Below are 14,525 nucleotides of genomic sequence, written 5' to 3' on the forward strand. Positions count from 1 at the left end.
CTACAGACTTTCATGGACGTCTATAGTACAAAAACTTTGGAGCGGGAAACGAGACTCGAACTCGCGACCCCGACCTTGGCAAGGTCGTGCTCTACCAACTGAGCTATTCCCGCATAGAATCGGATTTATTATCTTTTACTTTCAGCAAAAAGCAAACCCTGCTGAAACCAAAACTAATTAACCCTGCCAAATCGCATGTAACTAAATGAATTACATCACTATTTACTGACATAGCGATTCAACGGTCAGCATTATGTACCAATCAACCTAACGTGGCAACCCCCTTTTCACTGAAAAACATTGCCGTACACGTACAGCCTCAACCAACTCAGTGCTATGGAGGCAAAACCATAAGCCCGCCTCCACAACCAGACCGCCTAAAGTAAGGCGGCCCGATCTTTCATTTGCTTGCGTATCAAGATTTTACGCTTTTCAACAAAGTTTGCTTGCAGATATGCCCAAATGTGACGTGAGTTGAGTTATTGCCACCCACACCAACGCCACTCTGATCTGGGATTTCAATGCGCCATCCACCCACATCGTAGGTTGTTCTCCACGTATTGATGTAGCCCTGACTGTAGTCCTGGAACTGTGTAGTGTAATCGGCATAACAGTTATCCAATTTCACAGATCCCGAAGCACTCCCGTTTGCACCCGTTATTATCCCGTGGTCAGTGTTCGGGCCAAAGTCCAGAATTCCATTATTTTCTCGTTGATTGAGTCTAAGAATTACAACAATATTTGGAATACCAGCCCCGGTTGAATCAGCCAGTGTAACTTGCCAGGTAACATCCCGATAGGCTTGCGTGGTCATAAAACCATAAGCCGTTGGTGCTGCATTTGGAATACGCAGAACGGTGCTTTCCCCCGAAACAGAATGGCTAAACCTGGCAATTTTGGAGCCTAAAGTCAGCTTATATTTCTGAGAAACGGTCGGTAATCGTGATGGATTAGGCAATACTCTAACCAAAATCTTTTCATTCAGTTGAGATGGAGTGATGGTAATTTCCTGTCCGGTATTACGGGTTGTCCAGGTGTTCCCTCCATCAGCGGAAGACGCCAGTAACCAGTTGTTATTGGTTCCGCTCGTCAATCCATTCAAGCTAAGTAAAACTTGCTGGCCACGTATTGCAGTAAATACATAGTAATCCGCATCAGAATCGCTATCAGAATTAGCTTCAATTTTATTCAGGTTATCAGGCAGCGGGAAGGCCAGAGAGGGAATATCATTTAACTCATACGCATCGACATCTGTATTAACGATGGCACCAAAATTAAAACCAGAACCATCTGCTGTCTTGGCCTCCATGAACCAATAATAGTGTCCCGGTTGTGTTAAATCCAGCGTAGCCTCATCAGCATTCCCTTCTTGATCAGAATAATTAATTGCCGTCACATTATTCTGGCCATCGTCCCGCATCAAACTGAGCGCAATATCTGTTTCAGGACTCATTCCTACGACGAAAGCGGTTGTTTTAGAACGCTGGGTAATTTCAAAATGATAACAAGCGCTACCCCCACTTTGCAGCCCATCCAGCGTATAAATTGAGTTTACTGAAAGTGTCGGACACAGAGGAGTGAATGAACTGTCATTGGCCAGAGCCTGATTGCTTGATAATGACTTTTTTTGTGCGCTTTTGGCATCAGTCTGTGCACTTGATGCATTAGGGGTAATAACGACAACCCCCTCATTTTCGGCTTTGTGAAACTTATAATAACTTCCGGCATCCGCTTGCATACTATTTGGTGCATCAAAGAGAGAAACTGTGCCTTTTTTTTGCAGTTTCCCGATATCCTTCACTTCCACGGAAACGCTGGTTTCTGCAAACGCAGAACCCATGCAGAATACCAATCCGGCTGCCGCGAGGTATAAATTTAAACGATGATATTTCATCCCAATATTTCCTTATTTTTGAGTATTTTCAAATAAAAAGCAGACTTATTATTTATAAATTAACAAACATTGGATTTTAAGCGAGCATAGTATTGCATCGACATGAAAAATAATCTCAATGAATTTTTACAAAAATATTTAAAATGAAATTATTTTAAATGAGTGAATTACAATTATTATTAAGGTAATTAATTCACTCGTTTTAATTTTCCAGATAATCATTTAATACTCACGACTAAAATCTACCTCTCCACGCAGCGTATTATCAGCATGGAAGCGAGAGAAATTATCGAGAAATAACCTTCCCATCAGCCCCGGCACCATCGGTCCGGCAATGTGTGCCGTTAACGTCAGGTTCGGTGTTTTCCAGAACGGGTGGCTGTAAGGCAACGGCTCTTGCCTGAATACATCCAGTACCGCGCCTGCAATCTGCGCATCACGTAGCGCCGATCGCAAATCATCATCAACGACAGCACTACCGCGCCCGACATTGATAAACAGTGCCGAAGGCTTCATGGCCGCAAAAAAATTAGCATCATAGATATCGGTAGTCGCCGAGGTATCTGGCAGAAGGTTGATGACATAATCAGCCTCCGGCACCGCGGCGGGCAGTTCCGCAAGGCTCATGATCCGTTTAAAATCAGGCCGCAGTCTTGGCGTACTAACAATGCCGTATAGCTCGACGCCAAAAGGCCGTAGAAAACCTGCGACTTCACAGCCGATCTCCCCTGCACCAACAATCAGCACGTTTTTATCTGCCAGCGAGCCCGGCAAGCGATGATCCCAGCGCCGTTCTTCCTGACTGACTTGCCGTTCCCCCAGACGCAACTCATGTCTGAGCATATAGGCAATCACATATTCGGCTATCGGTTGCCCAAACACGCCAACAGCGCGGCTTAAACGATAATCTCGCGGTAGCCCATCAGCCAACAACGGCTTGAACCCTGCCCAGGTAGACTGTAGCCACTTCGGCTTGGCTCCCTGAGCCAGTAATGCTGCTGCGGTGTCAGGTTCCCCCAACCAAATCGGACAACTCGCGGCCTGCTCTGCCGTACCGTTTGACAGCACCAGCTCAAGCTCCGGTGCCCCATGATTTAAGATGGAGCCGATTTCATCAGCACGCGAGTCCAGCAGCAGAATAGCGGTCATAAGCACGTTCCTTTACGGGGTGAGGCACCTGCGCCGCCCCCCAATATTGTCATCATTACATTTAAGATTCGGCCGAAGCCTGAATGAGCGACGTCAATAACGCGCCGCGCTTCGATTCTGATTTCTTCACCAGTGCGGCGAGCTTTTTGGCATTGCCCCAGATGAGATATAAGATATGTTCTATCACAGCAGGTTCTCGCCTCCGCACCTCTTCGACCAGTTGTTCGAACAAAGCATCACCTTCTAGTGCGGGCAACATGTTCAACTTTAGGCTTTCCGTCGCGTGGCTCAGACAGGCAACCAGCGCCACCACGTTCTGTGCCATCACGCCATGCTTATCGAAAAACGCATGGATGAAGCCAACGTGTACCGATTGGTGCTCGTCATCCACGCTTTCCATATAATCTTTTACGAGCGGGAAATACCCTGCATCGGTCAGACCCAGTCCGAATACCGCATAGCTTCCCGGCATGCTGCACTTCTCGCCTTCCGAATCGGCATACCATTCAAATTTCTCAATCGCAGCACGCGCATAATCCTCAAGAGGCGGATGGATCGATGCATACTGCAACGCGTTAGCAAAAAAGCGATGGGTATCCGATTTTGCTAACCCTTTGATGGGAAGGTACTGTCGCGCCGACGATTTCAGGATAATCTTGTAACTCTTTGGAAAACCAAACATCAGTAAACGCGTGATGAAAAGCAGCGACTGCTCATACGCTTCAGTACTTTCCTTACGAACACGTATCGTGATGGTAGAAAACACATCATTCGCCACGCATTCCACCCATTCATTTTTCAGGTTGATCAGCGCTTGTTCAAATGTGCCGCTTCCCTCTTCCATCATGCTTACCGCACGCGGATGGCCCAACTGCTTCGCGATATCCAGATATTCCAGAGCCTGGGATTTACTGTAGGAAGGTTCATAACGCAGAATCATGACTGCCGCATAAAGCACTAATTCAACAGGGTGAAGCGTTTGTGGATCCTGCAAATCCAATGCGATACCGGGTTTGAGGGTATAGATTTCCGGTTCGGAAAAATATTCGGACTGAGACACGTCGCAATAGCGCAACAAAAACTGCTGATCGACCCATCCTTTTAACGCACCGACGATTCTGCGCCGATGTTCCAACAATTCTGCATGTCCTGCATTTCGCTGCTGAATTTTTTCAAACTGAGTCATGATCCAATGGATATCCTGCGAGGGGAAAAGCTGTACATCAAGCAGGTGGCGAGCCAGAAAGAAAGTTTGCAGCGTCTCAGTCGGCGCATTGCCATGAGTAAGATGCTGCTCGATATAGACGTAAATAGACTCAAGTAGCTGCTGTTTTTTCACCTCGTTGGTGAACGTAAATAGCGTAACCAGCAGACGACCTTCGATTGCCGGGAGTACGGCACGGAAGCAAAACCGATAGTCAATCACCGCAGTATCTGCCAGTTTCTGTACCCGCAGGGCAATAGCCTGAGTCAGCGCAGGAACCACATATTCCTCTATCTGCGCAACACTCAATTCCCCTTTTCGGCTACCGGGCGACAGCCCGTCTGCGTCACTTTTTGATTCAGAGGATATTGACGTCCGGCCCGGCGCATAATCCAGTACCACATCGTTATGGATACCCGCTTGCAGCGTTGTTCGCGATACGATCTTATCCACACCGACTCTTTTCTCCAACGCGTCAAACCATTCGCTGATAGCCTTAAGCGATTCATCCCGCAAAGGTAGTTCGTGCTGTGGTGATACCCCGGTTTCGTTTGAGTAACTATCCGCCATTTCTCTCTTTTTCCTTTTTATCGCAGATGAAACTTTACCCCAAAAAACAGTATTGATGGTGTTTACCAATCGCCGAAGGTAGCACGAAGCACGCTATTTTTTGCCTTTCCCGTTATCCCATAACAGTGAGGTGTAGCGAAGATAGCAGGAGAGCTAAACCAAGATAAACGTCCGTTTTAACTGATCCTTTTCGTTGCTATAGATAAGGAAAATCAACGTGTTGGTGTAAGGATGGATAGTACCGACGGATAGTAGCGCATCCACATTTCTTTAGTGACAGGAAATTACGATGGGTTGGTTTTTCTCAGATGTAGAGAAGGCGTGATCAATCATCCTGTGATAACCCCACAGCACCGAGAAGTGGGTGCTGTGGGACACAGGCTAATCAGGCACTCAGCGTGGCGTTATCAATGACAAAGCGATATTTCACATCACCTTTGAGCATCCGCTCGTAGGCCTCATTGATTTCGTCAGCCCGGATCAGCTCAATATCTGAAACAATCCCGTGCTCGGCACAAAAATCCAGCATCTCCTGCGTCTCAGGAATGCCACCAATCATCGATCCCGCCACCGTACGACGCTTCATGATCAGATTGAACACGTTGGGAGAAGGATGTGGCGACGCAGGCGCACCGACTAGCGTCAACGCACCATCTCGTTTCAGCAGGACCAGAAATGCATCCAGATCGTGCGGAGCGGCCACGGTATTCAGGATTAAATCGAAGCTGCCTGCATGCGCCGCCATTTCCTCGGCATTACGAGACACCACAACCTCGTTTGCCCCCAGCGCTTTTGCATCTTCACGTTTGGATTCAGACGTGGTGAACGCCACGACATAGGCCCCCATCGCATGCGCCAGTTTGATCCCCATGTGGCCAAGCCCGCCGATCCCCACAACACCAACCTTCTTACCCGGCCCTGCATTCCAGTGCCGCAGCGGTGAATAGGTGGTAATTCCGGCGCACAGCAGAGGCGCGACGGCAGCCAGCTCTGCCTCAGTATGGCGGACACGCAGCACATAGCGCTCATGCACGACGATTTGTTGGGAGTAGCCGCCAAGCGTCCATCCAGGTTCGTCTGCTGTCGGGCCGTTATACGTGCCGACCATCCCGTCACAGTAGTTCTCTAAACCCTCATCGCATTCTTCACAGTGCCGACAACTGTCCACGATGCAGCCGATCCCGGCCAGATCGCCAGCCTTAAAAGCGGAAACATGTGGCCCTACCGCAGACACCCTTCCGACAATTTCATGTCCAGGTACGCAGGGAAACTGCGTTCCAGCCCATTCAGCACGCACCTGATGCAGGTCCGAATGGCAAATACCGCAGTACGCAATCTCAATCTGAACATCATGAGCTCCCGGCGCACGTCGGACGATCTTCAACGGCTCAAGAGGTTTGTCGCCCGCATGGGCTCCATACGCGTGTACAAGCATGGCTATTTCCTTTTCTGTTGAGAAACCGATCAAGTTGAAAAACAGGTTATGTCGAGAAACACGCTATTTTCCTAAATCCTCTCTGCAAACAGGTATAGCATTCCGACTGTTTTCTTGCCCGATCCTCCATTTCTTTATGCGCAGGCTATCGCACTTAGAAGTCGCGTTTATTGCAGGCCGTTTTATTTCCCGCTGTTATCCCTCAGAGAGTCATTTTGGTAAACGCCAGAGAAGCACCTAAAGCAATCAGGGCAATACCAATACCTTTGTCGACCAGACGCTGGCGGTCGATCAGCCGACGACGCATAGCCGGTGCAGCAAAAAACAGCGCAACAATACTGAACCAGACCCAGTGCGCCACCGACATGAATAACCCGTAGCCAAAATTATGGCTCATTGGGCTGCCGGGCTGCACGACCTGGGTATAGGTGGCGACGACAAACAGCATCGTTTTCGGGTTAAGCGCATTGGTGAGAAAGCCCATACGAAACGCAGCCAGCGATGATGGTGCATGACCGGATGCCTCTTCTAATTTTATTTTTGTCGTATTGGTTAATGATTTATACCCCAGATAAATCAGATATGACGCCCCCAGAATTTTCATCGCCATAAATATCATCGGGGAGTTAACAATGAATACCGCGATGCCAAAAACGGTATACATCACATGAACTTGGACGCCGCAGGCAATGCCAAACGCGCTGAGTAACCCGGCACGCGAGCCAAACGCATAGCTATTTCGGGTGACCATAGCAAAATCTGGCCCAGGGCTGATAACCGCCAAAATAGTGATCGTCGCGACGGCAATTAACTCATTCATTCACGTTTTCCTTGTTCGGTAAACCATCATCTTTCACGATGATTTTGCACAGATGGGTAGCGGGTGGATTAGAAGAGACATACAGCGACTGTAGTTGCCATACGGCTATCAACCGCACTACTCCCACAATATCGCCTCACTATTTAAGCTATTACGCTTCTTCCTGCTTGAAGACAGTGTGATTATTCAGCGTTTGCATGTGTCAAAAAAGCGATTTATCTTGGTGTAAATCTGTCAAATTTCATCGTGTATATGAAACTTCCCTCATTAGCCTCTTTTCGCTTCTTTGAAGCAGCCGCACAAACAGGTAGCTTTGTTAAAGCCGCCGAGTCCCTGCATGTCACGCACGGTGCAGTCAGCAGACAAATTAGGTTGCTGGAAGACGCGCTAGGGGTTGAGCTGTTTGAACGACGCAATCGAGCGATCTTTTTGAACGCGGCAGGCCGTTCTTTGCACACGGTCACACAGTCCGTCTTTGAGCAGCTTGAAGGGGCGGTATATCGGCTACAGCAAGGTGCGCAGGATGATGTACTGACGCTGTCATGCGAACCCACCATTGCCATGAAATGGCTGATTCCGCGACTGCCTGCTTTTAATCAGGCGAATCCCGATATCAAACTTCATCTGGTCGCAGCGGGCGGGCCGATTGATTTCGTGCGTAGCCGCGTTGATCTCGCCCTGCGGCGTGACGATTTTCACTGGGAGCCGCACACGCATGGAATAAAAGTGTGTGACGAATGGATGGGGCCAGTAAGTCGCAATAAAGCCGAGCGTAAGGACAGTCTGGAGGGAGTGCGTTTGCTTTATACCGGAACGCGCCCAAGAGCGTGGGCAACGTGGCAGCGACAGACTCACATCTCCCTCAAAGGCAGCGTCAGAGCTGACTATGAGCATTTTTATCTGTGCATTCAGGCTGCGGTTTCAGGGTTAGGCATGGCAATGGCGTCTTTCCTGATGGTGCAAGACGAGATTGGGAGCGGACAATTGCATGCACCGTATGGATTTGCGCGGGATGGCTCTGCTTATTACTTGTTATCGCCCGTTCCCATTGAGCAAAATGAAAAATATGCACGATTTCACATGTGGCTGATGCAGGAGGTTTCCACCTGCCTTTCTGGAGTTGAAGACCCTTGTTAACACGCGTACTGGAAGCACAATGACTGCCCATTCCCGTGAATCTAATTTCACGACACTGAACATGATTATTGCCGCCTCCCTCGTGGGGTTAGTCACTGGATACACACTGCCGCTAATCAGTTTGAAGCTGGCCGAGCACGGGCACAGCACGACGACGCTGGGTATTCTGGCTGCACTCCCAGCGGCGGGAATGATGCTCTCATCCTTTGTTACGCCGTGGCTCAGCCGTCACCTGCACGCCAGATATCTGTTATCCGGCAGCCTGATGGTTCTGGCAGCAGCAACCGTAGCTTCATTCCTGCTATCGCATCCTGTCTCGCTCATTTTGCCCCGCCTGTTAACCGGTCTTGCCGCGGGGATCCTTGTGGTACTGGGAGAAACTTGGGTCACCAGCCGAGCGTCAGACAAACATAAAGCGACACTGACGGGGCTGTATGCCTCCGTTTTCACGGGGTGTCAGCTGATAGGGCCGCTGCTTATTGCCGCTGGTGAGACTATTCAAACCTATGCGCTATGGCTGATTTGCGGCATATGTGGCGCCTGTGCGCTTATGCTGAGGAATTGCGCCAGCATGGTTCGAGCCGATGATCCGTCCTCGGCGTCTTATCGGGACTTTATCCCTTTTCTACCCGCGATGGCTTCTGGCGTACTCTGCTTCTCCTTCTTTGACGCCAGCATATTGTCGCTCTTTCCGCTCTACGGCATGGCGCAGGGGCTGGACGAAAAATCCGCGATCTTATTAGTCACACTCATCTTTCTCGGTGATGCCTTGTTTCAAATGCCGATTGGCTGGCTGGCGGACAAATGCGGCATCATAAAAACCCACATCTGCTGCGGCGTCCTTTTCTGTGTGATGCTGATAAGTACCGCCTTCTCGTTTTCCTCGCCCTCACTGTTGGCGTCAGCCTGCATCGCGCTGGGTGCGGCAGCGGGCGGGCTTTACACGTTATCTCTGGTTCGGGCCGGTCAACGATTTGCCGGTCAGCGGCTGATTATGATGAATGCTCTTCTGGGGCTGGTGTGGTCTGCGGGCAGTATCTCCGGGCCGCTGTTCTCCGGCGCAGCGATGACGTTTTACGGTTACGACGGCCTCATCGTCCTATTGCTACTCATCGGCGTGTTGTTTGTCGGCATACAGAGCGTATTAAGAAAAGAACACATACCGCGTTCGCTGAGTGAAGAGTGAGGAGTGAATGTTCGCGGTCTGTCTCCCAAACCCATTGCAGTTTGGGAGGCAGAAGGCCAGATCGGTGTTCCCTATGCGGCCATTTCGCGTTTGAATACTTCCAGCGTGTGCGCCTTGACGCGAATAAACTCTGGATCGCTCATCACCTCCGCGCCGCGCGGACGCACTAAATCGAAAGGAACAATCTCCGACACTGTCGTTGGCCGACGCGTCAGCAGCAGAATTTCGTCCGCCAGAAACACTGCATCCTCCAAATCATGTGACACGATGACCATCGTCACGCCGGTTGCCAACTGAACCTCTTGCAGCTTGTCGCGGATGAACAGCGTCATTTCAAAATCCAGCGCCGAGAACGGCTCATCCAGAAACATGACCTCCGGCCCCGTCGCTAGCGCCCGCATAATACACACCGTCTGCTGCTGTCCGCCCGACAGTTCATACGGGTAGCGCTGAAGGTCGAAACGAATATCAAACATCGCAATCAGTTCATCCATGCGCGTCTGAACATCCTGTTTGCGCATTCCACTGCGCACCAGAGGGTAAGCAATGTTTTTCCAGGCACTCATCCAGGGAAAAAGCGCATCACGATAGTTTTGAAACACATACCCAATTCTGGTTTCCGCCAGCGTTTTGCCGTCAAACAAGATATCGCCACTATCGACGGGAATCAGCCCGGCAATCATGTTCATCAGCGTCGATTTACCACAGCCGTTCGGCCCGAAAATAGACACGATCTTGCCGCGCGGCAAATCCAGATTAAGGTCGGTATAAAGCGGCTGACCCGCAAACGACTTGTTCAAGCCGCGGATGGTAACGTGAGTGTTCGGTGCCGGGTAAGGCGGCAACGGCGTATCCAATTTTTCCACTTGCGCAGTACGAGGTGTCATCATGCTTTGCCACTCCAGTGAACAATTCGTTTTTCTGCTATTAAAAACAGCACGTTAAGCAGATATCCCAGTGCGCCGGTAATCAGAATAGAAGCGTACATATCCCGAATATTGAATACCTGCTGAGCATCAATGATGCGGTGCCCCAACCCCGTTTCGGAACCGATAAACATCTCCGCGACAATCACGATCACCAACGCCATCGACACGCCGGTACGCAGGCCGACAAAGGTTTGTGCCAGGCTTTCGAGCAGCATGATGTCTTTAAAAATATGCCAGCGGGAGATCCCCATCACCTGTGCCGCCATCAGACGGGTTTTCTTTGCATTCATCACGCCATAAGCGCTGTTGAACAGAATCACCAGCACGGCGGCAAAAGCTGAAATGGCAATTTTATTCGCGTCGGTTATCCCAAAAATCAGCAAAAATAGCGGAATCAGCGCTGACGATGGCGTTGAGCGGAAGAAATCGATCAGAAACTCCAGACTGCGGTAAATCTTTTCATTACTGCCCAGAATAACGCCTAGCGGCACGCCAATCAGTGCAGCAAAACCAAATGCGGCGAGCGTACGGTATAGCGTCGCGCCGATATCCGTACGCATGCTGACATCCGCGAAGGACTGGAACATATAGCTCAACGTGTCGACCGGCGAAGGTAATAAAATGGGGTTCAACCATTTCGCACTGACCGCCAATTGCCAAAAGAGAAACAGCAGAATCGGGCCGACAGCGGGTAGTAATTTAGACGTCCAATGCTCACGCATAATCGCGCACCTCCCTTAAGGCTGATAAATCAGGCTGCTAACATCCACCGGCTGCCGGAAGATTTTTCTTTCAGTGAACACGTCATAAAACTTCTGGAACCACGCTAGATTGTCGCCTTTTAGTTCGTCGTACATAACGAACCCCGGCAAAGGCACCTCTTTACTCAGTTCGGCTTCAATACTGGTGTAACCGGTAATGTTTTCGCGAGCCGCATCAGGGTTCTGCTGAATAAACTGCACCGATTTGGCATAGGCTTGTGTGAAGGTCTTCGCCTCAGCAGCACGACTTTCGATAAAACCACTATTTAACGCCGCCGCACCACCAAACCACGGCGCATCTGGGTTACCGAGCACATAGCGTGAGATCACTCCCGTTTCCAGCGTACGCGACAGCCCCTTCAGCCGCCCGACCGTCCCAGTAGGTTCCAGAGTATAAACACCGTCAATTTGTCCAGCGGCCAGCGCCGCTACATGTTGTCCGACGGGCAATTCCGTCACCCGCAGTTCATCCGCCGTAAAACCATTCTTCTCCAGAATGATTTTGGTCATGACCACATTCTGAATACCCGGCCCACAGGCGATACGCTTGCCCCTCAGCTCTGCGATACTTTTTACGTCGCTGTTTAGCGGCACCAGAAATTCATCCAACACCATCCGATGGTTAGAAGGGTTTGAGCAAATGATCTTGAACAGACCGGGGGAAGTAATCTCCCCTAATCCCAACGCGCCAGTAGCCGTACCGTTGGCGCAGCCGTGTATGCGCCCCGTGATCATCCCTTCGACAATCTGTTGCGGGCTGGCGAATTTCACGGCGCGAACATTCAATCCCGCCTCTTTGAAAAAGCCGCGTTCAACGCCCACATATAAAGGCAAGCCGCCAACAATCGGCCAGTAACCAATGCGGATCTCCTCACCCTCTGCGGCTAAAGCGATGCCCGGCAGCAAGCTGCTTAGCGTCAGCGCCCCTGCGCTAACGGCTGACCACTTCATTAACTGCCTGCGTTTACGATCGATCTTGTCATTGTTATTTTTCATTGTGTTCCCCTTCAACGGTGAGCTAACAACAGCTGATAATCACCAGCCTGAAAAAACCGATCAGGTCGATTGCCTGAGTCGCGCCATCTTGTACACAAGATGGTATATAAGACTAAGCACAGGCCGTGCCATGATTCCCGACACCGTGAAAACGCAGTAAACACGCCGTTCTGACAGGATCGCGCGCACCAAAAAAAGGCAAAACGTTACAAAAATGCATTACGAGTGATGCAGTGAATGGAGGGAGCAGTGAGACGAGCAGGCCAGAGAGAAGCGAGGTAATGTTGATCAGCAAGCTGGGTTCGTGGAGGAGAGCGACGACAAACCAATGCAAATTAATTGATTGCCGTCGATGGTACTTTGTATCGGCTTAAGACTTGGCGCTGAGCTGCGTGAATACCTCCCGTAGCGTTGCAGCCTCATAGGTTGGCGCGATATCCGAATCGTTGGCGGCTCCGTTTGCATTGAACCAGCAGCTGTCTATGCCGTACAGGTTCGCTCCCAGGATATCGGCATCAAGCCTGTCTCCCACGATGATCGCCTTGGTTTTCTCAAACGCGCTGAACTTGCTGACTGAGAACTCAAAGAAGCGCGCGTCCGGCTTCGCGAATCCGCAAGCCTCAGAGGTAGCAACAAACGTGAGCCAATCTGCCAGCCCCGAGTTCGCTACCCGCTTCGCCTGCACATACTCAATGCCGTTGGTAATAATGCCAACCTCACCGATCTCGGCAAGCGCTTCGCATATCTGGACAGCGCCATCGACCAACACCACGGTTTCAGGCAAGCACTCCAAATAGAGGCTGCTCGCTTTATGGGGATCGATATCAATGCCATGAAGGCAGAACGTGCGACGGAATCGCTCTACTTTCAGTAAATCTTTGGTGATTTCCCCTTTCTCAAACTTGCTCCATAGCTGGGAATTCTCACGCTGATAGTCTGCAAACAGGGTCGTGTTTTCAATATCGATACCAAGGTTTGTCAGCGTGCGTGCGAACGAAAGACGCTCAGAGGCTTTGAAGTCTAACAGCGTGTCGTCAAGGTCAAACAGGAAGTGGCGGTATTTCATAAATGTTGGTTACTCGAAATCAAGGAATCGCTTTTGGTGGAGACGGACTGCGCGGGCTTAGCGGCTATCAGCGCGCGGTTAACGCCCAGAATCACAACGATGAATGATAGCGTCAATAGCCCGATCATCACCCACGGAAACGCGCCCGGGCCTGCGTTGCTGAGGAGCAATCCGCCGATGACGCCTCCAGAAGCGACGGCGGTGTTCCACGATGTAGTAGACATCGACTGTGCGACGTCCACGGCATCAGACGAAAGATGGGTCATCGCCGTTTGCGTGACAACAGAGAATCCCCCGAAAGACATTCCCCACATAAAGACTGCTAGAACCAGAATGATCGGTACATCGGACCAAAGGCCCAGAAGGAGGGTCGCGGCAGCGAATAACAGCACTTCGGCAGGGCCGAGACGCTTGAGGTTCCCATCGACTATGATGCCTGACAGCACAAGGCCAAAAACCGCACCAGCCCCGAAAATAAACAGTACCCCGTTGAGCCAGTCCCCCATGGCAGAAGCTACGAGGAAAGGTTCGATGTAAATATAAAGAATGTTGTGCGTGACGATATAAGTGAGGATCAATGCAAGCGTCGCCCCTACGCCGCGCTTGGAGGCAACCTGAGGCAGCGATAGCCGCTGATCAGCCGATTCACCCGGAAAATCGGGAGCAAAAAGCGCGATCCAAACGACGAGGAACACCGCGATAATCGACACTAATCCAAACGCCCCCTGCCAGCCGATCGCTGACCCGAGAAGGCCGCCAATCGGTACGCCGAGAACCAACGCAGCCGTAGAGCCCGCACCGACAATAGCGATTGCACGCCCGAGTAACCAACGGGGAACCATACGGGATGCGTACCCGGCAAGCATCGACCAGACCACGCCGCCAAACAGACCAGCAACAAAGCGGGCGGCCAGTGATAAAACGTAGTTGTCCGAAAATGCGGTCACCGCATTAACGACGGCAAATCCGCTAATTGCTACAAGCAACAGAGGCTTACGCCGCATTCCCCGCGTCAGTGCCGTAGCGGGAATCGCGGATAAAAGCGCCCCCAGAGCAAACGCGGTGATGAACTGACCAGCCAGACTTTCGGAAACGTCCAGGCCCGTAGCGATCGAACTAAGGAGCCCTGCTGGCATAATCTCGGTCAGTAAGGTCAGAAACGCGGCTGTCGCAAGAGCGAGGAGCTTTGACACGGGGAGAGACGGAGTTTGGATTCGATTTGCACTCAAAATTATTATTTACCTGTAACGCAGGCCTGTCGTGGCACACTAATTTTTTTCCACCTGAATAGCGATGATAGCATCACATCCTTATACAAACAGATAACATGATGATCGACACGGGCTGGCATTGTCGCGAGGAAACGCCCTATGACGTG

General features: G+C 50.7%; 12 protein-coding genes and 1 tRNA gene. 2 read left to right on the forward strand and 11 right to left on the reverse strand.

Annotated features, from left to right (window positions below):
- Positions 1-37 precede the first annotated feature (37 nt).
- From DCX48_10400 to DCX48_10425, 6 genes are all read right to left on the reverse strand, one after another.
- A tRNA-Gly gene (locus tag DCX48_10400) sits at positions 38-113 on the reverse strand.
- 302 nt (positions 114-415) lie between these two features.
- Positions 416-1,894 carry a hypothetical protein gene (locus tag DCX48_10405; protein QXE14883.1) on the reverse strand — a complete coding sequence of 493 codons (1,479 nt, stop codon included), beginning with the start codon at positions 1,892-1,894 and terminating at the stop codon, positions 416-418.
- Positions 1,895-2,116: 222 nt separating this feature from the next.
- Positions 2,117-3,043, reverse strand: coding sequence for a D-2-hydroxyacid dehydrogenase (locus tag DCX48_10410; GenBank protein QXE14884.1), 927 nt, complete (start codon positions 3,041-3,043; stop codon positions 2,117-2,119).
- Positions 3,044-3,104: 61 nt separating this feature from the next.
- Positions 3,105-4,817: a hypothetical protein gene (locus tag DCX48_10415; GenBank protein ID QXE14885.1), complete on the reverse strand. Its 1,713-nt coding sequence runs from the start codon at positions 4,815-4,817 to the stop codon at positions 3,105-3,107.
- 385 nt (positions 4,818-5,202) lie between these two features.
- Positions 5,203-6,252, reverse strand: a complete 1,050-nt coding sequence (locus DCX48_10420; protein ID QXE14886.1) for an NAD(P)-dependent alcohol dehydrogenase — start codon at positions 6,250-6,252, stop codon at positions 5,203-5,205.
- Between the two features lie 202 nt (positions 6,253-6,454).
- Positions 6,455-7,072 (reverse strand): LysE family translocator, encoded by a 618-nt coding sequence (locus DCX48_10425; protein ID QXE14887.1) that lies wholly within the window; start codon positions 7,070-7,072, stop codon positions 6,455-6,457.
- 252 nt (positions 7,073-7,324) lie between these two features.
- Here DCX48_10425 and DCX48_10430 point away from each other — a divergent pair, with 252 nt between their 5' ends.
- Together DCX48_10430 and DCX48_10435 are read left to right on the forward strand one after the other, a co-directional pair.
- Positions 7,325-8,209 carry a LysR family transcriptional regulator gene (locus DCX48_10430; GenBank protein ID QXE14888.1) on the forward strand — a complete coding sequence of 295 codons (885 nt, stop codon included), beginning with the start codon at positions 7,325-7,327 and terminating at the stop codon, positions 8,207-8,209.
- 19 nt (positions 8,210-8,228) lie between these two features.
- Positions 8,229-9,395 (forward strand): MFS transporter, encoded by a 1,167-nt coding sequence (locus DCX48_10435; protein QXE14889.1) that lies wholly within the window; start codon positions 8,229-8,231, stop codon positions 9,393-9,395.
- 71 nt (positions 9,396-9,466) lie between these two features.
- Here DCX48_10435 and DCX48_10440 read toward each other — a convergent pair whose 3' ends face one another.
- From DCX48_10440 to DCX48_10460, 5 genes are all read right to left on the reverse strand, one after another.
- The gene (locus DCX48_10440) at positions 9,467-10,285 is read right to left on the reverse strand and encodes an ABC transporter ATP-binding protein (GenBank protein QXE14890.1); all 819 of its coding nucleotides are present in this window, start codon (positions 10,283-10,285) and stop codon (positions 9,467-9,469) included.
- Positions 10,282-11,046, reverse strand: a complete 765-nt coding sequence (locus tag DCX48_10445; GenBank protein QXE14891.1) for an ABC transporter permease — start codon at positions 11,044-11,046, stop codon at positions 10,282-10,284. Before DCX48_10445 ends, DCX48_10440 begins: the two co-directional genes overlap by 4 nt.
- A gap of 15 nt (positions 11,047-11,061) precedes the next feature.
- Positions 11,062-12,081: an ABC transporter substrate-binding protein gene (locus tag DCX48_10450; protein ID QXE14892.1), complete on the reverse strand. Its 1,020-nt coding sequence runs from the start codon at positions 12,079-12,081 to the stop codon at positions 11,062-11,064.
- Positions 12,082-12,451: 370 nt separating this feature from the next.
- Positions 12,452-13,147, reverse strand: a complete 696-nt coding sequence (locus DCX48_10455) for a noncanonical pyrimidine nucleotidase, YjjG family (protein ID QXE14893.1) — start codon at positions 13,145-13,147, stop codon at positions 12,452-12,454.
- Positions 13,144-14,376 (reverse strand): MFS transporter, encoded by a 1,233-nt coding sequence (locus DCX48_10460; protein ID QXE14894.1) that lies wholly within the window; start codon positions 14,374-14,376, stop codon positions 13,144-13,146. Before DCX48_10460 ends, DCX48_10455 begins: the two co-directional genes overlap by 4 nt.
- Between the last annotated feature and the right edge of the window lie 149 nt (positions 14,377-14,525).

This window comes from Pectobacterium atrosepticum (genome assembly GCA_019056595.1).
Lineage (GTDB): Bacteria > Pseudomonadota > Gammaproteobacteria > Enterobacterales > Enterobacteriaceae > Pectobacterium > Pectobacterium atrosepticum.

Excerpts from the sequence above, each read along its gene's own strand:
- DCX48_10435 (QXE14889.1), top strand. The coding sequence starts at position 8,229 with ATGACTGCCCATTCCCGTGAATCTAATTTCACGACACTGAACATGATT.
- DCX48_10430 (QXE14888.1), top strand. The coding sequence starts at position 7,325 with ATGAAACTTCCCTCATTAGCCTCTTTTCGCTTCTTTGAAGCAGCCGCA.
- DCX48_10425 (QXE14887.1), bottom strand. The coding sequence starts at position 7,072 with ATGAATGAGTTAATTGCCGTCGCGACGATCACTATTTTGGCGGTTATC.
- DCX48_10455 (QXE14893.1), bottom strand. The coding sequence starts at position 13,147 with ATGAAATACCGCCACTTCCTGTTTGACCTTGACGACACGCTGTTAGAC.
- DCX48_10450 (QXE14892.1), bottom strand. The coding sequence starts at position 12,081 with ATGAAAAATAACAATGACAAGATCGATCGTAAACGCAGGCAGTTAATG.
- DCX48_10405 (QXE14883.1), bottom strand. The coding sequence starts at position 1,894 with ATGAAATATCATCGTTTAAATTTATACCTCGCGGCAGCCGGATTGGTA.
- DCX48_10420 (QXE14886.1), bottom strand. The coding sequence starts at position 6,252 with ATGCTTGTACACGCGTATGGAGCCCATGCGGGCGACAAACCTCTTGAG.
- DCX48_10440 (QXE14890.1), bottom strand. The coding sequence starts at position 10,285 with ATGATGACACCTCGTACTGCGCAAGTGGAAAAATTGGATACGCCGTTG.
- DCX48_10445 (QXE14891.1), bottom strand. The coding sequence starts at position 11,046 with ATGCGTGAGCATTGGACGTCTAAATTACTACCCGCTGTCGGCCCGATT.
- DCX48_10410 (QXE14884.1), bottom strand. The coding sequence starts at position 3,043 with ATGACCGCTATTCTGCTGCTGGACTCGCGTGCTGATGAAATCGGCTCC.
- DCX48_10415 (QXE14885.1), bottom strand. The coding sequence starts at position 4,817 with ATGGCGGATAGTTACTCAAACGAAACCGGGGTATCACCACAGCACGAA.